This is a genomic window from Marinobacterium zhoushanense, from assembly GCF_014641945.1.
Classification (GTDB): domain Bacteria; phylum Pseudomonadota; class Gammaproteobacteria; order Pseudomonadales; family Balneatricaceae; genus Marinobacterium_D; species Marinobacterium_D zhoushanense.
Map to the genome: position 1 here is coordinate 723561 of NZ_BMIJ01000001.1, position 18422 is coordinate 741982.

24 protein-coding genes are annotated in these 18422 nt (G+C 59.1%); 13 read left to right on the forward strand and 11 right to left on the reverse strand.

Features of this window, described 5'->3' with window-relative positions; all coding sequences use genetic code 11:
- Window positions 1-57: 57 nt before the first annotated feature.
- Window positions 58-1041 (reverse strand): acrylyl-CoA reductase (NADPH), encoded by a 984-nt coding sequence (acuI, locus tag IEX40_RS03350; RefSeq protein ID WP_188745663.1) that lies wholly within the window; start codon window positions 1039-1041, stop codon window positions 58-60.
- Window positions 1042-1250: 209 nt separating this feature from the next.
- Between acuI and IEX40_RS03355 the strand changes: the two genes are divergently transcribed.
- Entirely contained in the window at window positions 1251-1985 is a 735-nt protein-coding gene (locus IEX40_RS03355) for a FadR/GntR family transcriptional regulator (protein ID WP_229680531.1), read from the forward strand.
- Window positions 1986-2048: 63 nt separating this feature from the next.
- On the forward strand, window positions 2049-2579 hold the full coding sequence (locus IEX40_RS03360) for a Z-ring associated ZapG family protein (RefSeq protein ID WP_188745665.1): 531 nt from the start codon (window positions 2049-2051) through the stop codon (window positions 2577-2579).
- Window positions 2580-2606: 27 nt separating this feature from the next.
- On the opposite strand, the gene IEX40_RS03365 is transcribed toward IEX40_RS03360, so the two are convergent.
- Window positions 2607-3380, reverse strand: a complete 774-nt coding sequence (locus tag IEX40_RS03365; RefSeq protein ID WP_188745666.1) for a Nif3-like dinuclear metal center hexameric protein — start codon at window positions 3378-3380, stop codon at window positions 2607-2609.
- A 77-nt stretch (window positions 3381-3457) separates the two neighbouring features.
- Here IEX40_RS03365 and IEX40_RS03370 point away from each other — a divergent pair, with 77 nt between their 5' ends.
- Window positions 3458-4600 carry a trypsin-like peptidase domain-containing protein gene (locus tag IEX40_RS03370; protein WP_188745667.1) on the forward strand — a complete coding sequence of 381 codons (1143 nt, stop codon included), beginning with the start codon at window positions 3458-3460 and terminating at the stop codon, window positions 4598-4600.
- Between the two features lie 61 nt (window positions 4601-4661).
- Here IEX40_RS03370 and hisD read toward each other — a convergent pair whose 3' ends face one another.
- From hisD to IEX40_RS03415, 9 genes are all read right to left on the reverse strand, one after another.
- Entirely contained in the window at window positions 4662-5969 is a 1308-nt protein-coding gene (gene hisD, locus IEX40_RS03375) for a histidinol dehydrogenase (protein ID WP_188745668.1), read from the reverse strand.
- Complete coding sequence (gene hisG, locus IEX40_RS03380) at window positions 5966-6619, reverse strand: ATP phosphoribosyltransferase (RefSeq protein WP_188745669.1); 654 nt, start codon at window positions 6617-6619, stop codon at window positions 5966-5968. The genes hisD and hisG overlap by 4 nt, the downstream gene beginning before the upstream one ends.
- Before the next feature lie 16 nt (window positions 6620-6635).
- Complete coding sequence (murA, locus tag IEX40_RS03385) at window positions 6636-7898, reverse strand: UDP-N-acetylglucosamine 1-carboxyvinyltransferase (RefSeq protein WP_188745670.1); 1263 nt, start codon at window positions 7896-7898, stop codon at window positions 6636-6638.
- A gap of 25 nt (window positions 7899-7923) precedes the next feature.
- Window positions 7924-8163, reverse strand: coding sequence for a BolA family protein (locus IEX40_RS03390; RefSeq protein WP_188745671.1), 240 nt, complete (start codon window positions 8161-8163; stop codon window positions 7924-7926).
- Window positions 8164-8319: 156 nt separating this feature from the next.
- Window positions 8320-8616, reverse strand: coding sequence for an STAS domain-containing protein (locus IEX40_RS03395; RefSeq protein ID WP_188745672.1), 297 nt, complete (start codon window positions 8614-8616; stop codon window positions 8320-8322).
- Window positions 8603-9268 carry an MlaC/ttg2D family ABC transporter substrate-binding protein gene (locus tag IEX40_RS03400; protein ID WP_188745673.1) on the reverse strand — a complete coding sequence of 222 codons (666 nt, stop codon included), beginning with the start codon at window positions 9266-9268 and terminating at the stop codon, window positions 8603-8605. Before IEX40_RS03400 ends, IEX40_RS03395 begins: the two co-directional genes overlap by 14 nt.
- Before the next feature lies 1 nt (window position 9269).
- Window positions 9270-9728 (reverse strand): outer membrane lipid asymmetry maintenance protein MlaD, encoded by a 459-nt coding sequence (gene mlaD / locus IEX40_RS03405; protein WP_188745674.1) that lies wholly within the window; start codon window positions 9726-9728, stop codon window positions 9270-9272.
- Window positions 9729-9730: 2 nt separating this feature from the next.
- A complete protein-coding gene (mlaE, locus tag IEX40_RS03410; protein ID WP_188745675.1) occupies window positions 9731-10513 on the reverse strand; it encodes a lipid asymmetry maintenance ABC transporter permease subunit MlaE in 783 nt (260 codons plus the stop codon).
- Entirely contained in the window at window positions 10514-11326 is an 813-nt protein-coding gene (locus IEX40_RS03415; protein WP_188745676.1) for an ATP-binding cassette domain-containing protein, read from the reverse strand.
- A gap of 220 nt (window positions 11327-11546) precedes the next feature.
- Between IEX40_RS03415 and IEX40_RS03420 the strand changes: the two genes are divergently transcribed.
- From IEX40_RS03420 to IEX40_RS03465, 10 genes are read left to right on the forward strand one after another with little or no spacing between them, the layout of a single operon-like run.
- Window positions 11547-12518, forward strand: a complete 972-nt coding sequence (locus IEX40_RS03420) for a KpsF/GutQ family sugar-phosphate isomerase (protein ID WP_188745677.1) — start codon at window positions 11547-11549, stop codon at window positions 12516-12518.
- On the forward strand, window positions 12518-13054 hold the full coding sequence (locus IEX40_RS03425) for a KdsC family phosphatase (protein WP_188745678.1): 537 nt from the start codon (window positions 12518-12520) through the stop codon (window positions 13052-13054). Before IEX40_RS03420 ends, IEX40_RS03425 begins: the two co-directional genes overlap by 1 nt.
- Entirely contained in the window at window positions 13055-13624 is a 570-nt protein-coding gene (lptC, locus tag IEX40_RS03430) for an LPS export ABC transporter periplasmic protein LptC (RefSeq protein WP_188745679.1), read from the forward strand.
- On the forward strand, window positions 13614-14135 hold the full coding sequence (lptA, locus tag IEX40_RS03435) for a lipopolysaccharide transport periplasmic protein LptA (protein ID WP_188745680.1): 522 nt from the start codon (window positions 13614-13616) through the stop codon (window positions 14133-14135). Before lptC ends, lptA begins: the two co-directional genes overlap by 11 nt.
- Before the next feature lie 2 nt (window positions 14136-14137).
- The gene (gene lptB / locus IEX40_RS03440; RefSeq protein WP_188745681.1) at window positions 14138-14863 is read left to right on the forward strand and encodes an LPS export ABC transporter ATP-binding protein; all 726 of its coding nucleotides are present in this window, start codon (window positions 14138-14140) and stop codon (window positions 14861-14863) included.
- A 46-nt stretch (window positions 14864-14909) separates the two neighbouring features.
- Window positions 14910-16427, forward strand: coding sequence for an RNA polymerase factor sigma-54 (locus IEX40_RS03445; RefSeq protein ID WP_188745682.1), 1518 nt, complete (start codon window positions 14910-14912; stop codon window positions 16425-16427).
- Between the two features lie 51 nt (window positions 16428-16478).
- On the forward strand, window positions 16479-16769 hold the full coding sequence (hpf, locus tag IEX40_RS03450; protein ID WP_036189264.1) for a ribosome hibernation promoting factor: 291 nt from the start codon (window positions 16479-16481) through the stop codon (window positions 16767-16769).
- Window positions 16770-16793: 24 nt separating this feature from the next.
- Complete coding sequence (locus IEX40_RS03455) at window positions 16794-17261, forward strand: PTS sugar transporter subunit IIA (RefSeq protein WP_188745683.1); 468 nt, start codon at window positions 16794-16796, stop codon at window positions 17259-17261.
- Window positions 17261-18118 (forward strand): RNase adapter RapZ, encoded by an 858-nt coding sequence (gene rapZ / locus IEX40_RS03460; RefSeq protein WP_188745684.1) that lies wholly within the window; start codon window positions 17261-17263, stop codon window positions 18116-18118. The genes IEX40_RS03455 and rapZ overlap by 1 nt, the downstream gene beginning before the upstream one ends.
- A gap of 28 nt (window positions 18119-18146) precedes the next feature.
- Window positions 18147-18416, forward strand: a complete 270-nt coding sequence (locus tag IEX40_RS03465; protein WP_188745685.1) for an HPr family phosphocarrier protein — start codon at window positions 18147-18149, stop codon at window positions 18414-18416.
- Window positions 18417-18422 lie beyond the last annotated feature (6 nt).

The window sequence follows — 18422 nt, forward strand, 5'->3', positions numbered from 1 at the left end:
ATCCTGTCGATACAAAAGGCGCAGTATATCACCACGCCCCGGGGCCTATCCGGCGGATCACTCCGCGATTCTAACCAGAGTGCGGCCTCGCACCTTACCCTGCACGATTCGCTCGGCGTATTCCGGCACCTGCTCCAGCGCTATCTCCTGCACCAGATCGCTGAGCAGCGATGTATCGAGCTCCTGCTGCAGCCTGTTCCAGGCCTGGGTACGCAGATCTGGCGGGCAGGACACAGAATCCACACCCTGCAAACGCACATTGCGGAGGATAAACGGCATCACCGTCGTCGGCAGATCGGCACTGCCGGCCAGACCGCAAGCGGCCACCGCTCCGCCATAGATGGTTTCAGCCAGGGCTCTTGCCAGCACGGTTCCACCAACCGTATCGACCACACCGGCCCAACGCTGCTTCTCCAGCGGGCGACTGGCCGCTGCCATCTCGTCACGGGAACGGATGGAGTGTGCGCCCAATTTACGCAGGTAGGGCTCCTCCTCACTGCGACCGGTACCCGCGACAACCTCAAACCCTCTGTGGGCCAACAGGTTGACCGCCACGCTGCCGACACCGCCAGATGCGCCCGTAACCAAAATCGGTCCCTGTTCCGGTTTGACGCCGGCCTCCTCCAGTGCCAGTACGCACAGCATGGCCGTCAACCCGGCGGTCCCTATGGCCATGGCGGTCTGCGGCGACATGCCATCCGGCAGCGGCACCAACCAGTCCGCCTTCATCCTCGCCCTGGCGGCCATGCCCCCCCAGTGACGCTCGCCGACACCCCAGCCGGTGACCACAACCTGCGTACCGGGAGCGAAACGCGGATCCTCAGAGCTGATCACCTTACCGACAAGATCAATCCCGGGTATGGCGGGAAACTTGGAGATAATCGGCCCCTTGCCGGTGATCGCCAGACCATCCTTGTAGTTCAGCGATGAGTAGCCGACGTCGATCAGCACCTCGCCCGCCGGCAGTACCTCTTCATCAAGCTGTTTGATTTCGGCCGTCGTCTTACCTTCGACCTGATCCAGTACCAGTGCTTTGAACATCGTGCGCTCCTCTTTTTGCTATCACCTTAGACCAGTGCGCCGGAGAGCGGGTCTCAACGGGACAGATCTATTTGCCTTACAAATTAACATTAGAATGTCCCTGCCACCTTTTATTTGTCAAGCAAATTAACAAATAGCGCTGAATGTGGAATACTTTCAAAAAATCGGACCAGAAGCGGTCCACCCTCAGTTTCCTGCGGAGCAGATACGTGGAGTTCAATCCCGTCAGTCAACAGAACCTGCCACGGCAGATCGCCGACCAGATACGCGCGGCCATCGCCGACGGCACGCTCAACGCCGATGACCGCCTGCCCACCGAAGAGGAGCTGGCAAAACGCTTTCAGGTCTCTCGCCCCACCATACGTGAAGCCCTTAAACGGCTGGCGGCGCAGAACCTGGTGCGCTCACGTCGCGGCCCAACCGGTGGCACCTTCATCAATCGCCCGGATATCAGCGAGCTCGGCGAAGGGCTCTCCAGCGCAACACGCCTGCTGGTCGGTCTCAATAGCCTGTCGCTGGAGGAGATCGTCCAGTGCCGACTCGAGTTGGAGCAACTCTGCGCCACGCTGGCAGCGGAAAACCGCAGCGCGGACGATCTGCGGCGTCTGAAGGCCGCGCTCGCAGCGCAAAAAGGGCTGTGCGACCAACCCGAGCAGTTCTGTCTGGCTGATGTCGAATTCCACCGCGCACTTGCCGATGCTGCAGGCAACCGCCTGCTTAGCCTGCTGATGCATGCGGTTATCGAGGGGCTGCAGCCGGTCAGCAACATGGTGGTCTTCCGCTACCCGGAACGGGATCTGATCATCAACCAGCACCAGGCGCTGTGCGATGCCATAGCGGCCGGTAACGCCAGTATGGCCCGGGAACTGATCCACTCCCAGGTCGACACGCTGTCAGCGCAGCTGGAGCGCGCGCGGGACGAAAGTCGCGTCGCGGGGAGATAGGCATGAAGAGCGGTTTGTCATATTCTACCCGGGAGAAGAGAGTCGTTGTTTGAAGGAGATGTTGTGGAAGCAAGTAATGCCTGGACCCTGAGCCTCGTGGGTGTCGCTATCGGCCTGGTCATCGGTTACCTGCTGGGGCGCAGTAACAGCAGTCGCCAGCAGGAGATGGCCAGCGAACTGGATGCCGCGCGTGCGGAGCTCAACAAGTACAAGGACGAGGTCACCGAACATTTTGAGACAACGGCGGAGCTGGTCAACGGGCTGACCGAGCAGTACCGTCGGGTTCATCAACACCTGGCAACGGGCGCGCAGACGCTGTGCAGCAACGAACAGCCGGGAGAAGCGTTGCAGGCGTCGCTGCAACCAAGGCTGCACAAGCAGGACATCCCAACCGTGACGGACGCCGTGGACAATGCCGAGGTGGAGGAGCTACCGGAACCCCCGCGTGACTATGCGCCAAAACACGCCGACCAGGAGGGCACCCTGTCTGATCGCTACGGCCTCAAAGCTGCACAGGAAGACGGCGAAGAGGAGCAGACGCCTCCCCCCGACGTTCCAGCGGATAAAAAAGCAGCGCCCGCTGCGTCGCGCTGAACAGCGAACCGCTCAGCCGATATCGATTCAAACCGGATTATCGATATCGGCAAAGCGATGCTGGATACCGAAATGGCGCGCCACATGCGCGCCCAGCGCCTGAATCCCGTAGCGTTCGGTGGCATGATGCCCGGCCGCGATATAATGGATCCCCGCCTCGCGGGCGAAATGCACTACCGGCTCCGAGATCTCGCCGCTTAGAAAAGCGTCCGCTCCTAAAGCCTTTGCCTGCTCGATCATGCGATCCGCGGCCCCCGTGCACCAGGCGATATGACGTATCGGATGGTCACCGCCACTGATCACCTGGGGCTCCCTGCCCAGCGCACCCGCCACCCGCTCGCTGAACAGATCCAGCGTGATCGGCTGTGGCAACACCCCGATATTACCCACACTCAAGGGATTCTCGGGCTCCAGCCCACCCTGGACCTCGATACCCAGCAACTTGGCCAGCCGGGCGTTGTTGCCGTACTCCGGATGCGCATCCAGCGGCAGATGGTAGGCGAGCAGGTTGATATCGGCGCAGAGCAGGGTTTTCAGTCGCCGCTGCTTTATACCGGTGACCGCTGCGGCCTCCCCTTTCCAGAAGTAACCATGGTGAACCAGCAGCAGGTCGGCTTGCCAGGCCACCGCCTCATCCAGCAGCGCCTGACAGGCGGTTACGCCGGTCAATATCCGCTGCACATGGGTCCGGCCCTCGACCTGCAAACCGTTTGGACAGTAGTCCTTGAAGCGACCAGCCTGCAGCAGTTGGTCGCAATAACTCACGATACGCCCGATCTCGACGCCACTATTATCTGTCATCAGAGTTTCCCATTACTCAACAACTATCCGTATAATCTTTGCTTTTGGTAGTGATCCTGCTTTTGCACAATCGACCTATGCGAATACTTTCATTTCTCGGCTGGCCTATCATCGCGGGCATTCTCGCAGCGGCACTGATACTGCAGCTCTACCCTCAGCTGTTGCAGAACAGCCCCAGGGTCGAGATTCGCCAGGCCCGCAACGCAGGTAACAGTGTACAAGGCCCGTTCAGCTACGCCGACGCCGTCGACCTTGCGGCGCCTGCGGTGGTCAACATCTATACTCGCACGCTGGTCGATAGCGAAGGCAACCCTATCGGCAATGACCCGCTCTATAAGCACTATTTCAACTCGGAGACGCCGCCGACACAAGAGCGGGTCCACTCCAGCCTGGGTTCAGGGGTTATCATCAACCCGCAGGGCTACGTCGTCACCAACAACCATGTCATCGCCGGTGCCGATTCAATAGTCGTCGCGCTGCGCGATGGCCGCGAGGCGGTGGCCAAAACTGTGGGTACCGACCCGGAAACCGATATCGCGGTACTGAAGATCAACCTGAGCGATCTGCCCGATATTACACTGGCGCCGAGTGAAACGCTGCGTGTTGGCGACGTCGTGCTGGCGATCGGCAACCCCTTTGGCGTCGGCCAGACCGTGACCCAGGGCATCATCAGCGCCACCGACCGCAACAGCCTGGGCCTGAACACGTACGAGGATTTCATTCAGACCGATGCGGCGATCAACCCGGGTAACTCGGGCGGTGCACTGATCGACCCCAACGGCAATCTGGTTGGCATCAATACCGCAATTTTCAGCAAGTCAGGCGGCTCAGAAGGGATAGGTTTTGCCATACCCGCGGATCTGGTCAAGCAGGTATTGGAGGATCTGATCGAACGCGGCCGGGTTGTGCGTGGCTGGGTCGGGGTCGAAGCACAACCACTGAATCCGAGCCTGGCAGAGTCCTTTGGACTCACTGCCGACCAACACGGCCTGATCATCGCCGGTATCTACAGAGACAGTCCGGCCCATGCGGCGGGACTGCAGCCGGGTGATATTTTGTTGGCACTCGACGATGTGCCGATCACCGACGATGGCCATACCACAATGAACACCATCGCCCGACTGAAGCCGGGAGAGAAAGCCCGCTTCACCATCTTCCGCGACGGCACACAGCAGGACGTGGTGGTCACCACCATCGAGCGTCCCACCAATGTCAATTGACGAACATGCAAAAGAAAAGGCATGCCCGAGAGCATGCCTTTAGCCATTTCAACTGACCGGATCAGGACTTGATCCGGTACTCAGCGGATCGCGCGTGAGCGGTCAAGCCCTCGCCACGCGCCAACACCGACGCCACCTTGCCCATCTCCGATGCACCCTCGTCCGAGAACATGATCAGCGACGAACGCTTCTGGAAATCATACACCCCCAGCGGCGAGGAGAATCTGGCGGTACCCGAGGTCGGCAGTACGTGGTTCGGTCCGGCACAGTAGTCACCGAGCGCTTCGGCCGTGTAGCGTCCCATAAAGATCGCGCCGGCATGACGAATCTCGCCGAGCATCGCCTGCGGGTCGGCCACCGAAAGCTCAAGATGCTCCGGCGCCACGCGATTACTGATACGGGCCGCATCGCTGAGGTCCTGCGCCTTGATCAGGATGGCGCGGTTGCGCAGCGACGCTTCGATAATCTCGGCCCGCTCCATAGTCGGCAGCAGCTTCTCGATGCTGGCCTGCACCCGGTCGATGAACTCTGCATCCGGTGATACCAGAATCGGTTGTGCATCTTCGTCGTGCTCGGCCTGGGAAAACAGATCCATCGCCACCCAGTCCGGGTCGGTTTCACCGTCGCAGATCACCAGGATCTCCGAGGGCCCGGCGATCATATCGATGCCGACCGCGCCGAATACGGCACGCTTGGCAGTGGCCACGAAGATATTGCCAGGACCAACGATCTTATCCACACGAGGCACGGTTTCGGTGCCATAGGCCAGCGCCGCCACCGCCTGAGCGCCACCAACTGTGAACACACGATTAACGCCAGCCAGCGCCGCGGCGGCCAGCACCAGCTCATTGACCACGCCGTCGGGCGTCGGCACCACCATGATGATCTCTTCCACGCCCGCTACATGAGCCGGCAGCGCGTTCATCAACACGGATGAGGGGTAAGCCGCCTTGCCGCCCGGCACATAGAGCCCAACCCTGTCCATCGGCGTGACCTTTTGACCGAGCATGGTGCCATCGGCCTCGGTATACTGCCAGGAGGTGGCCAGCTGCCGCTCATGGTAGGCGCGCACCCGCTCGGCCGCTTTCTCCAGCGCCACACGCTGGTCGGCGGGCAGACCTGCCAGAGCCTGCTGAAGCCGCTCCTGGCCCATCTCCAGCTGCGCCATGGAGGCGACACTCATGCGGTCAAAGCGATTGGTATACTCCACCAGCGCCGCATCGCCCTCGGCACGGATGCGCCCGATGATCTCGTTGACGATATCGTTGACCCTGGTATCGGATACACTCTCCCAGGCCAGCAGCGCATCAAGACGCGATGCGAAGTCGTCCTGAGTGCTGTCGAGACGTACCATCTCCAGCTTGCTCATACCTGTGCCCCCTCGCGCTTGGCGGCGATCGCTTCGGCCAGTTGATCCAGAATCGGCTGGATCTGGCGGTATTTCATCTTCATCGACGGCTGACCGACGACGAAACGTGAGCTGATATCGGCAATATGCTCCATCGGCTCGAGGCCATTGGCCCTCAGCGTGTTGCCGGTATCGACGATATCGACGATGCGGTCCGCCAAGCCCATGATCGGCGCCAGCTCCATCGCCCCATACAGTTTGATGATATCGACCTGGGCGCCCTGGCGGGCAAAGTACTCCTTGGTCACGTTGACGAATTTGGTCGCCACCTTCATCCGTCCCTTAACCGGGGCGGCATCCTTCATGCCAGCGACCATCAGCCGGCACTTGGCGATCTCCAGATCGAGCGGTTCGTAGAGGCCCTCACCGCCATGCTCCATCAGCACATCCTTGCCCGCCACGCCCATGTCGGCGCCGCCATACTCGACGTAGGTCGGCACATCGGTGGCACGAATCACCACCAGCTTGATATGGGGATGGTTGGTATCGAAGATCAGCTTGCGGCTGGAGAAGATATCCTCCGCCGGCACGATATTCGCCGCCGCCAGCAACGGCAGCGTCTCCTTCAGAATGCGCCCCTTCGACAGGGCGATGGTCAGCTGTTCTTTCATTAGCCTCTTCGCTCAATCATCCCGGTACGCGTCGAATACGCGCACCAAGCAACTGTAGTTTCTCTTCGATACACTCGTAACCACGATCGATATGGTAGATACGGTCGATCAGGGTCTCCCCCTCCGCGACCAGTGCGGCGATCACCAGGCTGGCCGATGCACGCAGATCCGTTGCCATCACCGGCGCGCCCTGCAGCTTCTCCACCCCTTCGATAATCGCGGTGTTGCCGTCGATGGTGATATCGGCCCCCATGCGGATCATCTCCTGCATGTGCATGAAGCGGTTCTCGAAGATCGTCTCTTTGATCCGCCCCACACCGCTGGCAATGGTATTCAGCGCGGCAAACTGCGCCTGCATGTCGGTGGGGAAGGCCGGGTATGGTGCCGTGGTCAGACTGATCGCCTTGGGCCTGCGCCCGCCCATATCCAGGCTGACCCAGGTGTCGCCGGTTTCGATAGTCGCACCGGCCTCTTCCAGCTTCTGCAGCACTGCATCGAAGGTATCCGGACGGGTATTCAGGCACTTGACGCTGCCGCCGGTGACCGCTGCGGCGACCAGATAGGTACCGGTTTCAATGCGATCCGCCATCACCGGGAAGCGACAGCCATGCAGCTTCTCAACGCCGCGTACCGTGATGGTATCGGTGCCCGCCCCCTTGATATCGGCGCCCATTGCGATCAGGCACTCGGCCAGGTCCACCACCTCAGGCTCGCGCGCGGCGTTCTCGATAATGGTTTCCCCCTCGGCCAGGGTCGCGGCCATCAGGATATTCTCGGTGCCGGTGACGGTCACGGTGTCGAAGAACACCCGTGCCCCTTTCAGGCGACCATTCATGCGTGCGCGAATGTAGCCGTTCTCGACCTTGATATCTGCGCCCATCGCCTCGAGACCCCGGATATGCAGATCCACGGGACGGCTACCGATGGCACAGCCACCGGGCAGGGAGATATCGGCACTGCCGAAGTGCGCCAGCATCGGCCCCAATACCAGGATCGATGCGCGCATGGTCTTGACCAGATCATAGGGCGCGCAAAAGTCGTGGATGGTGCGCGGGTCGATCTCGACGCTGAGCTTTTCGTCCACCATCAATTCAACCCCCATGCGCCGAATCAGCTCGAGCATGGTAGTGATATCGTGCAGATGCGGTAGGTTACAGATGGTAACCGGCTCGCTGGCCAACAGCGTCGCCGCCAGAATCGGCAGCGCCGAGTTCTTGGCCCCGGAAATACGCACCTCCCCCCGCAGGGAGACGCCCCCCTCGATTAACAATTTATCCATCAGGCGATCCTGTCAGCTGAGCGTTTTACTGCTTGGCAGCCCACTGCTCGGGAGTAAAGGTCTTAATTGAAACAGCGTGGATGGCACCGCTGGCGATCTGCTCGGTCAGGCAGGCGTAAACCAGTTGCTGTTTTTTCACCGGACTAAGCCCGGCAAAGCATTCACCGACCGCGGTGATCTGAAAATCACAGCCTTCACCTGCTGTATAAACGGTGCAGCCCTCGAGCTCACGCTCGATGATCTGTTTCACTTCTTCAGCTTGCATGCGCAACTCCGAGTGCAGAGTATGGGTTCGTTTCTGGACAGGGAGGGAATGATACAGCTTCACCGCAGCGCGGGCCACCACAGGACCGACAGCGAGCGGAGAAGCAGGGGGGAGGGTTCGACGCTGGCGATGGAATAACCCGCGCCGACCTTTGCATCAGGCGTCGCGTAACGCCCCATCCAGTCCGACCAGGTCGGCGATCGCGTCCAGATCGGAGGGGATATTGATGGCGCTCAACTCTAGACTGTTGCGCGCCGCCAAACGGCAACAGGCGAGCCAGAGTGCCAAAGCCGAGCTATCGACGCGGGTGACCTGGCTAAAATCCAGCTGGCAGCGCTCCGTCTGTTTACTCAGTAGTGCCTCGACCTCGGCTCGGACGGCCATGATTGTGCCAAACAGCAGTTCGCCGCTGAGTGCAATGACGCCAGGCGAGGACTGCTCAACCTTCGTCACTTTCGCCCTCTCCGCCCGTCGCCTTGATCGACACCTGCGATTCCCAGCCATCGATGACACCGGTGACACTGTTGTAGCGTTGATAGAGATCGGCGAACTGGTTCTTGAACGTCAAGCGCAGATTGACACCATCGACGTTGACGTTGACCAGTGTCCAGCGATCCCCCTGCTTCAGCATGTAGTACACCAAACCATAGCTGTTGCCATTGGCGGCACGCACGTTGACCGTCACCACCTGCTTCTCCGGCTCAGGGCTCTCGGCCTGCTGCGGCTGAATCTCGTAGGTTTCGAACTCGAAACCGACGATCGCCTTGGCAAAGGTTTTCAGCAACGTAGTCTTGAACACCTCGGAAAAACGACTCAGCTCCTCGTCGGAAGCCTGGCGGTAGTACTTGCCCATAACCCGCTTGGCTATGTACGGGAAGTCGACCACCGGCGCGATCACACGTTCGACCTCGACCATCATCTCTTCCAGCCTGTCCGGAGATTTGAGACTCTCGTTCTCAACCACCGCCAACATGTCACGCGTTACACCATCCATGACACCACTCGCCTCCTGCCAGGAGGGTTGTGCATTGGCATGAGCACCGAAAGTGGGAAGCAGCAGAGTCAAACCGAGCAACGCGGCCGATACAAGATTTCGCACGTTCATCTTACTCACTCACTTTGTTAAACAGGAACTTACCGATCAGGTCCTCAAGCACGAGGGCCGACTGGGTATCCTGGATTCGATCGCCGTCCATGAGGTTTTCATCTTCGGCCCCGGGGGTGATGCCGATGTACTGCTCGCCCAGCAGACCGGAGGTCAGGATCTGAGCCGAACTATCGGTGCTTAGATAGTCCACATCGTCGCGAATTCGCATCTCGACCTCGGCGACTAGAAACTTCGGATCCAGCCTGATCGCGGTCACCTCACCTATCTGCACGCCGGACATCGCCACCTTGGCACGTGTCGTCAAACCGCCGATGTTCTCAAACCGTGCGTATACCCGGTAACCACCACTCTGATCGGCCAGACTCAATCCGCTGATATTCAGCGCCAGTACCACCAATGCCACAGCTCCTGCCAGCATCAGAAAGCCCACGCCGATCTCCATTGTACGCATGCGCATTATTACAACTCTCCAAACATTAACGCTGTCAGAATGAAGTCCAACCCCAGCACTGCCAGCGATGAGAACACTACGGTACGCGTCGTTGCCTGACTGATTCCCTCCGAAGTCGGCACACAGTCATAGCCTTCGAACACCGCAATCCAGGTTACAACAGCACCGAATACGATCGATTTAATGATGCCGTTGAGGACATCCTCGTAAAAATCTACCGAATGCTGCATGTTGGCCCAAAAGGAACCGTCGTAGATACCCAACCAATCAACAGCAACAATCGCACCACCCCATACCCCCACAACCGAAAAGATCACGGTCAGGATCGGCAGGGAGATGAAACCGGCCCAAAATCTTGGTGCGATGACGCGCCGCAATGGATCGACCCCGATCATCTCCAGGCTGGCGAGCTGCTCGGTGGCTTTCATCAGACCGATCTCGGCGGTCAACGCAGAACCTGCGCGCCCGGCAAACAGCAGCGCGGTCACCACCGGCGCCAGCTCACGCACCAGGCTCAGTGCAACCATCTGACCCACCGCCTGCTCCGAGCCGTAATCGACCAGTATCGTGTAGCCCTGCAGCCCCAGCACCATGCCGATAAATCCGCCAGAGACCACAATGATCACCAATGACAGGACGCCAACAAAATAGAGTTGTTGCACCAGCAGTGGAAACATGGTGAATGGCGCTGGCCGCGCGATCAACGACTGCATCAACAGCTGTCCGGCGCGTCCAAACGCCGCCAGCCGCGACAGGGCGCTTTCGCCCAGCGTCTGTATCCAATCCAGCATTTAGGGGGTTTCCTGTAACAGATCCTGCATCAAATCCGGCGCCGGATAGTGGAAGGGAACCGGACCATCCGGCAGCCCCTGCATAAACTGACGCACCTGCTCAGAGTCGACGGCGGCGAGTTCATCCGGAGATCCCTGTGCGATCACGTGTCCGTCGGCCACCATATAGACATAATCCGCGATACTCAGCGTCTCTTTGATATCGTGCGAGACGATGATACTGGTATGACCCAATGCCTGATTGAGGCGCCGGATCAGGTTGACCAGCACTCCCATCGCGATCGGATCCTGACCGGTGAACGGCTCATCGTACATAACGATATCGGGATCCAGCGCGATCGCCCTGGCCAGGGCCACGCGCCTGGCCATACCGCCGGACAGCTCGCTCGGCATCAACCGCGCCGCACCGCGCAATCCCACCGCCTGCAGCTTCATCAACACGATGTCGCGAATCATGTCGCCGGTCAGGTCGGTATGCACCCGCAGCGGAAAGGCCACGTTTTCGAACACGCTCATATCGGTAAACAATGCACCGCTCTGGAACAGCATCCCCATACGCTCACGGGCCAGGAACAGCTCTCGCCGACCCAGCTTTGGGATATCATCCTGCTCCAGCAGAATCTGTCCGCTATCGGGCTTCAGCTGGCCACCAATCAACTTCAGCAGCGTAGTTTTGCCGGTACCCGACGGCCCCATGATCGCCGTCACCTTACCGCGCGGGACCCGGATACTGATGTCGTCGAAAATGGTGCGTGAACCGCGACTAAAGCTCATGCCGCGTATGTCGATGATTATATCGCTCAGTGGCTCCATAGCTGCCCGAGAGGCCTCACACTCAGTTCCTTCTGCGCGGCGCGCATGCATCGCAGACTAATTTCAGAGCGCAGCAATATATCACTCCCCGGCTAAAACGTGAACTTCATGCCGCCATTTCCCGCTTTCCTGCCCGCCGCCTGCTGGGCCCAACCAGCCCTGTGTTGTACACTTCCCACCTTAATTACCAGCAACCGACTGTTCAGAGATACCACCACTCATGACCGACTTCGATTTTCTCCGCACCGGTAGCCGCACCATCGAGCTGGAACTGGATGCGGTGCAGAATCTGCTGAAACATCTCGATCAGCGTTTCAGCCACGCCTGTGAGCTGATGCTCAACTGCCGAGGACGGGTGATCGTCACCGGGATGGGCAAGTCCGGACATATCGGCAACAAGATAGCCGCGACCCTCGCCAGCACAGGCACGCCCTCCTTCTTCGTTCACCCCGGAGAGGCCAGCCACGGCGATCTGGGCATGATCACGCCCGACGATCTGGTACTGGCGCTGTCCAACTCCGGAGAAACCGCTGAAGTCGTCACCATCCTGCCGCTGATCAAGCGCATGCAGGCACCACTGATCAGCATCACCGCACGTCCGGACTCCACCCTGTCGAAAGCCGCAGACGTCAGCCTGCACATACCGGTGGATCGTGAAGCCTGCCCACTGGGCCTGGCACCGACCTCCAGCACCACGGCGCAACTGGTGCTCGGTGATGCCCTGGCGATCGCGCTGCTGGAAGCGCGCGGCTTCAGTGCCGAAGACTTCGCGTTCTCGCACCCGGGAGGCGCGCTCGGCCGACGCCTGTTGCTGAAGGTGGACGACATCATGCATACCGGCGACGCCATTCCGGTGGTCGGTGCCGAGACATCGGTACGCGATGCCCTGCTGGAGATGACACGCAAACACCTGGGCATGACCGCTGTCATCGACAGCAACAGCGCACTACTCGGCATCTTCACCGATGGTGACCTGCGCCGCACCCTCGACCAGGAGGTGGACCTCAAGCAAACCCGAATCAGTGACGTGATGACAACCAATTGCACCACCGTTCAGCCCGGCATACTGGCAGCGGAAGCACTGCAGATCATGCAGAGTCGGAAAATCAACGCCCTGGTGGTGGTAAACGCCGACAAACACCCGGTGGGTGCGCTGAATATGCACGACATGCTCAAGGCGGGGGTGATCTGATGCTGAACGACCTGAGTCAATCCCAGCTCGACAGCCTGCGCAAGATCCGCCTGGTGGTGTTCGACGTCGACGGTATTCTCAATACCGGGCAGCTCAACTTCCTTGCGGATGGCCGCGAGATCAAGTCATTCAGTATCCTCGACGGCCTGGGCATTAAACTGCTGCATAAGGGCGGCATCAAAAGTGCCATCATCACCGGTCGCCGTTCACCTCAGGTGGAGATCCGCGCCGAGGCACTGGGCATCAACTACCTGCGTCAAGGACGCGAAGACAAGCTGATTGCCCTGGAAGAGCTCTGGCACGAGACCGGATTCGACGCCGAAAGTACCGCCTACATCGGAGACGACCTGCCCGACCTTGCGGCTATCCGCCGGGCAGGGTTCGGCGCCACGGTGCCTAACGGACACTGGTTTGTGCGTGAGCATGCCGACTGGATCGCCCAAACCGCAGGCGGCATGGGTGCAGGACGCGAGCTGTGCGAACTGGTGCTCGCCGCCCAAGGCAAACTGGACGACCTGCTCAAGGAGTATCTGTAGGTGTTCAGCAGCGCACGTATTCGCCTGCTCATAGCGCTAGCGATAGTCACCCCGGTATTGGTCTACTGGGGTTTTTCCGGCGACACCGTGCCACAACAGCCGGGAGGCACCCGGGAGGACAGCGGCAGCATCGACTTTTTCATGCGCGATGCCGAAACCGTGTACTGGTCAACCGACGGCGCGCGTGCGCGCGAGTGGAGCGCCCCGGAACTCAACCACTACCCTCAGCGCTCACGCAGCGAGTTGCGCCAGCCACAAACCCTGATGCCAACAGGTGACGGGGGGATATACAAAATGCGCGCCAATGAGGGCTGGATTGTCGACGACCAGAGTCAGATTCAGCTTGCAGGTAGTGTAGAGGTTCACCATAATCCGCAGTCCGGACCCGCAGGAATCCTGACCACCAGCAGCCTGACGATCTTCCCGCCACAGAACCTGGCCCGCACCGATGAGCCGGCAACATTGGTTCGCGACGGCGAGCGAACAGATACGGTTGGGCTCGAGGTCTATTTCGATCAACGAAGGATAGAGCTGCTTTCAAATGTACAGGGTAGATACAATGCGCGCTAAACGCTTGCTTCAAGCCACCCTCTGCTGCCTGGCACTGAGCAGTGCCGCTCCCTCCGTTCTGGCACTCCCCGAAGATCGCTCCGAACCGATCAATATCAGCGCTGATAGCGCCAGCATCAATGAAAAAACCGGCGTTACCGTTTACAGCGGCCGGGTCGAAATATCCCAGGGTTCGATGAAGATTCGTGGCGACCGTATCGAGCTTTATCGCTCAGGTGATGGTGATGTCGATCGCATTGTCGCCATCGGCAAACCGGCGCAGTTTGAACAGCAGCCCAAGGCCGACGAGCCGGTCACGCATGCCTACGGCCTGCGCATGGAGTACAGAATCAGCGCTCAAACGGTCACCATCAATGAGCAAGCCAAAGTTGAACAGGGCCAGGACACCTTCACCGGGGAGCGCATCGTTTACAATATGGACAAGGCGATAGTCGATGCCTATGGCAGTGAAGATGGCGATCAGCGCGTGAAGATGGTGATTCAGCCCAAGAGTAGCAGGAACGCGCAATAGTCATGATGCAGCTAGAAGCACTACACTTGGCCAAGAGCTACAAAGGACGCCAGGTAGTTCGTGATGTATCAATAGCAATCAGCAGCGGTGAGGTGGTTGGCCTTCTTGGCCCAAATGGCGCCGGCAAAACCACCTGTTTCTACATGATCGTCGGCCTGATCAAAGCAGATCATGGCCAGATACGCATAAACGAAGACGATATTACCCGCCTGGCCATGCATGGCCGGGCGCGTCGTGGCATAGGCTATCTGCCCCAAGAGGCATCGATCTTTCGCAAGCTGAGCGTTCACGACAACCTGATGGCGATCTTGGAAACCCGAAAGGACCTGACTAAACAGCAGCGGGAACAACGGGTTAACGAGCTGCTGGAGGAGTTCCACATCACCCACCTGGCGCGTAACCTCGGCATGTCACTGTCGGGGGGCGAAAGACGCCGGGTGGAGATCGCCAGAGCGCTGGCAACAGAGCCTGCATTCATCCTGCTTGATGAGCCCTTTGCCGGTGTCGATCCAATCTCGGTGGGCGATATCAAGCAGACAGTGCGCCATCTGCAGGACAGAGGGATAGGCGTTTTGATCACGGACCATAATGTGCGCGAAACGCTGGATATCTGTCAGCGCGCCTATATTGTTAGTGATGGGGGCATACTGGCTCAGGGAGGACCAGAAGAGATACTGGCAAACCAACAGGTACGAAGGGCTTACCTCGGCGAACAGTTCAAACTCTGATGCTGAAAGCCACAACATCCGATCCAAGTAACGGCATATCGCGTATATGAAGCAATCCTTACAGCTAAAAATCGGTCAGCAACTCACCATGACGCCCCAGCTGCAGCAGGCGATACGTCTGTTACAGCTGTCGACACTGGATCTGCAGCAGGAGATCCAGCAGGCACTGGAGAGTAACCCGCTGCTCGAAGTCAGCGAAGAGGATGCAGATCTTCCCGGCGATGACGGCGATCAGAACGCCGACCAGGAACCTCCTCGCAGCAACGATGAGACCGCCGAAAGCGCCGAAAGCGCCGCAGAGGAAGCATCGTACGAGGATAGCGCTGAGGACAGCTGGAGCGACGACATCCCCTCTGAGCTGACCACCGACAGCTCATGGGACGATACGTTTCAGGCAGCCCCCACCAGCGGTACCTCATCCAGGGATGATGACTGGGAGCCGGGCGACAACGACACCCGCGACGAGACACTGCAGGACCACCTGCTCTGGCAACTCAACCTGACACCGATGAGTGACAGCGACCGCCTTGTCGCCGAGTCGATCATCGACGGCATCGAACCCGATGGCTACCTGACGATCAGCACCGAAGAGTTGCTTGAACAGTTCAGCCAACAATATCCGCAAGAGTTCGCCGACAGCGAACTGGATGAGATCGAGGCGGTGTTGCACCGGGTTCAGCAGTTCGACCCGCCCGGTGTTGCGGCGCGCAACCTGAGCGAATGCCTGGCGATCCAGCTGCGCCAGCTGCCGGCCGACACCCCCTGGATCGGAGAAGCACTTAAACTGGTAGAGGATCACCTGCAACTGCTGGGCAACCACGACTACAAGACACTGCTGCGCCGGATGCGAGTCAAGGAGGAGGCGCTGCAGGAGATCATCCGCCTGATCCAAACACTGAATCCGAAGCCGGGCGCCATGATCACGTCCAGCCAGTCCGAGTATGTGATACCCGACGTGGTGGTCGCCAAAATCAAGGATGAGTGGGTTGTCAACCTGAACCCCGACGCCGCCCCCCGCCTGCGGATCAACACCCAGTATGCCGACCTGATCCGTCGCGCCGACAACAGCGCCGACAACAGCTTTCTGAAGAATCATCTGCAGGAGGCGCGCTGGTTCCTGAAAAGCCTGCTAAGCCGCAACGAAACGCTGCTCAAGGTAGCCACCGAGATCGTCGGTCGCCAGTCGGAGTTTCTCGAACAGGGTGAAGAGGCGATGAAACCGATGGTCCTGCATGACATCGCCGAAGCGGTGGGGATGCATGAGTCGACCATCTCTCGTGTCACCACACAGAAATACATGCACACGCCGCGCGGCATCTTCGAACTTAAGTACTTTTTCTCGAGCCATGTCAGCACCTCGGATGGCGGCGCGGCGTCCTCAACCGCCATTCGCGCCCTGATCAAGAAACTGGTTTCGGCCGAAAATCCGGCGAAGCCGCTTAGCGACAACAAGATCGCTCAGCTTCTGGATGAACAAGGAATCAACGTCGCACGGCGCACGATTGCCAAATATCGCGAGGCGTTAGCGATTCCGCCTTCTAATGAGCGCAAGCGTCTGGTTTAATTGAAGTGGAGAAGCACGATATAAAAGCGTGCAACGACGAGGAGAGAACGTATGCAGATCAACATTACTGGCCATCATGTCGAACTGACTGAAGCGCTTAACGACTATGTCCGCTCAAAGTTTGACAAGCTTGAGCGCCATTTTGACAACATCACCAATGCCCAGGTGACCCTCAGCGTTGAGAAGCAGCGTCAACAAGCTGAAGCCGACGTGCATATCGCCGGTGGACAGATCTTTGCCACCCATGAACACGATGACATGTATGCCGCAATCGATGGACTGATCGACAAGCTTGATCGCCAGATCATCAAGCACAAGGAAAAGATGAAGGCTCACAAATAAAACTGAAAGCTCCTGTCATACATAATGAACTTGACCGAACTTCTGACCGAATCGTGCACTCTCTGTCACGCCGATATCGTCAGTAAGAAACGAGCTCTGGAACTGGCCAGCGACACCCTCGCTGGCCAGTCCGGTACTCCCGCCGCCGAACAGATCTTCAGCGGCCTGCTCAACCGCGAGCGCCTTGGCAGCACCGGCATCGGTGATGGCGTTGCGATTCCCCACTGTCGTCTTCCAGATTGCCAGCACGCTATGGCACTGCTGATGACACTGGCCACTCCAATAGACTTCGACGCAATCGACAACCGCCCCGTCGATCTGCTCTGCGTATTGCTGGTGCCGGAAGATGGTGCCGAAGAGCATCTGCAGACCCTGGCAGGTCTTGCTGAACTGTTCAGCCAGAGCGAGGTCAGGGAACAGCTTCGCGCGTGCGAACAGTCTCCGCAACTGTTCCAGACCATTCAGCAACTGGCCGACGCGCAGAGGGCCTGATGAAACTGGTCGTGATCAGCGGCCGCTCCGGCTCAGGCAAGAGTACCGCACTGCAGGCACTGGAGGATGTCGGCTTCTACTGTATCGACAACCTGCCGGCCCGCCTGCTGCCCGAGCTGATCGAACAGATGCTCGGTGACCCCGAGCACCCGGACCAGCTGGCGGTGAGTATTGACGCCCGCAACCTGGTCAGCAATCTGCATGCGTTTCCCGGCATCATCACCTCCCTGTCGGCGCGCGATGATCTCAGCTGCGAAATCCTCTACCTGGACGCCGCCGAACCGACGCTGATCAAACGTTATAGCGCTACCCGGCGCAAACACCCGCTGTCAGACAGCCAGGCGGGCCTGCAAGAAGCGATAGGCTATGAACGCATCCTGCTCGAAGGGATCGCCAGCCTCGCCGATATCCGTGTCGATACCACCCGACTGAGCCTCTATGAGCTGCGCGACACGATTAAATTGCGTATCGCGCAACGTAGCGAACAAACCCTGTCGCTGCAGTTCGAGTCCTTCGGATTCAAGCACGGTGTACCCCTGGATGTGGATTTTACCTTCGATGTCAGAATGCTACCCAACCCCTACTGGGTACCGGAGCTACGCCAGTTCACCGGCCGCGAAACGGAGGTGATCGAATTTCTGCAGAGATCACCCGAGGTCGATGACATGATCGCCGATATCCGTGACTTCCTGGAGCGTTGGATCCCGCACTTCCAGCGCAATAATCGGAGCTACGTGACCATCGGAATCGGCTGTACCGGCGGGCAACATCGCTCGGTCTACATCGCCGAGCAATTGGCTGGTCATTTCAGTCAACTTATGGATAATGTCCATGTTCGCCACCGCGAACTGACCTGATCGCCCCTCGCTCGCCCCAAGGAAGCCGATGATCGAGAAGCAGCTGACAATAATCAATAAACTCGGCCTGCACGCACGGGCCGCAGCCAAGTTGATCAACACCACCGGCCACTACTCCAGCGAGATCAAAATCGACAAGCAGGGGCGGGTCGTCGACGGTAAAAGCATCATGGCGGTGATGATGTTGGCCGCCTCCAAGGGCACGGATTTGATCTTTCGCATCAGCGGTGACGATGAAGAGGAAGCGATGACCGCCATCGAGACTCTGATCAACAACCGCTTCGACGAGCCGGAATAGGGCTCG

What these genes read in the sequence shown, in the direction of transcription:
- IEX40_RS03425 (WP_188745678.1), top strand. Translation starts at nt 12,518, where the DNA reads ATGCTGAACGACCTGAGTCAATCCCAGCTCGACAGCCTGCGCAAGATC.
- IEX40_RS03365 (WP_188745666.1), bottom strand. Translation starts at nt 3,380, where the DNA reads ATGACAGATAATAGTGGCGTCGAGATCGGGCGTATCGTGAGTTATTGC.
- mlaD (WP_188745674.1), bottom strand. Translation starts at nt 9,728, where the DNA reads ATGCGCATGCGTACAATGGAGATCGGCGTGGGCTTTCTGATGCTGGCA.
- IEX40_RS03415 (WP_188745676.1), bottom strand. Translation starts at nt 11,326, where the DNA reads ATGGAGCCACTGAGCGATATAATCATCGACATACGCGGCATGAGCTTT.
- hisG (WP_188745669.1), bottom strand. Translation starts at nt 6,619, where the DNA reads ATGAAAGAACAGCTGACCATCGCCCTGTCGAAGGGGCGCATTCTGAAG.
- IEX40_RS03445 (WP_188745682.1), top strand. Translation starts at nt 14,910, where the DNA reads ATGAAGCAATCCTTACAGCTAAAAATCGGTCAGCAACTCACCATGACG.
- hpf (WP_036189264.1), top strand. Translation starts at nt 16,479, where the DNA reads ATGCAGATCAACATTACTGGCCATCATGTCGAACTGACTGAAGCGCTT.
- hisD (WP_188745668.1), bottom strand. Translation starts at nt 5,969, where the DNA reads ATGAGCAAGCTGGAGATGGTACGTCTCGACAGCACTCAGGACGACTTC.
- IEX40_RS03390 (WP_188745671.1), bottom strand. Translation starts at nt 8,163, where the DNA reads ATGCAAGCTGAAGAAGTGAAACAGATCATCGAGCGTGAGCTCGAGGGC.
- lptB (WP_188745681.1), top strand. Translation starts at nt 14,138, where the DNA reads ATGATGCAGCTAGAAGCACTACACTTGGCCAAGAGCTACAAAGGACGC.
- rapZ (WP_188745684.1), top strand. Translation starts at nt 17,261, where the DNA reads ATGAAACTGGTCGTGATCAGCGGCCGCTCCGGCTCAGGCAAGAGTACC.
- IEX40_RS03465 (WP_188745685.1), top strand. Translation starts at nt 18,147, where the DNA reads ATGATCGAGAAGCAGCTGACAATAATCAATAAACTCGGCCTGCACGCA.
- mlaE (WP_188745675.1), bottom strand. Translation starts at nt 10,513, where the DNA reads ATGCTGGATTGGATACAGACGCTGGGCGAAAGCGCCCTGTCGCGGCTG.
- IEX40_RS03455 (WP_188745683.1), top strand. Translation starts at nt 16,794, where the DNA reads ATGAACTTGACCGAACTTCTGACCGAATCGTGCACTCTCTGTCACGCC.
- lptA (WP_188745680.1), top strand. Translation starts at nt 13,614, where the DNA reads ATGCGCGCTAAACGCTTGCTTCAAGCCACCCTCTGCTGCCTGGCACTG.
- IEX40_RS03420 (WP_188745677.1), top strand. Translation starts at nt 11,547, where the DNA reads ATGACCGACTTCGATTTTCTCCGCACCGGTAGCCGCACCATCGAGCTG.
- murA (WP_188745670.1), bottom strand. Translation starts at nt 7,898, where the DNA reads ATGGATAAATTGTTAATCGAGGGGGGCGTCTCCCTGCGGGGGGAGGTG.
- IEX40_RS03400 (WP_188745673.1), bottom strand. Translation starts at nt 9,268, where the DNA reads ATGAACGTGCGAAATCTTGTATCGGCCGCGTTGCTCGGTTTGACTCTG.
- acuI (WP_188745663.1), bottom strand. Translation starts at nt 1,041, where the DNA reads ATGTTCAAAGCACTGGTACTGGATCAGGTCGAAGGTAAGACGACGGCC.
- IEX40_RS03370 (WP_188745667.1), top strand. Translation starts at nt 3,458, where the DNA reads ATGCGAATACTTTCATTTCTCGGCTGGCCTATCATCGCGGGCATTCTC.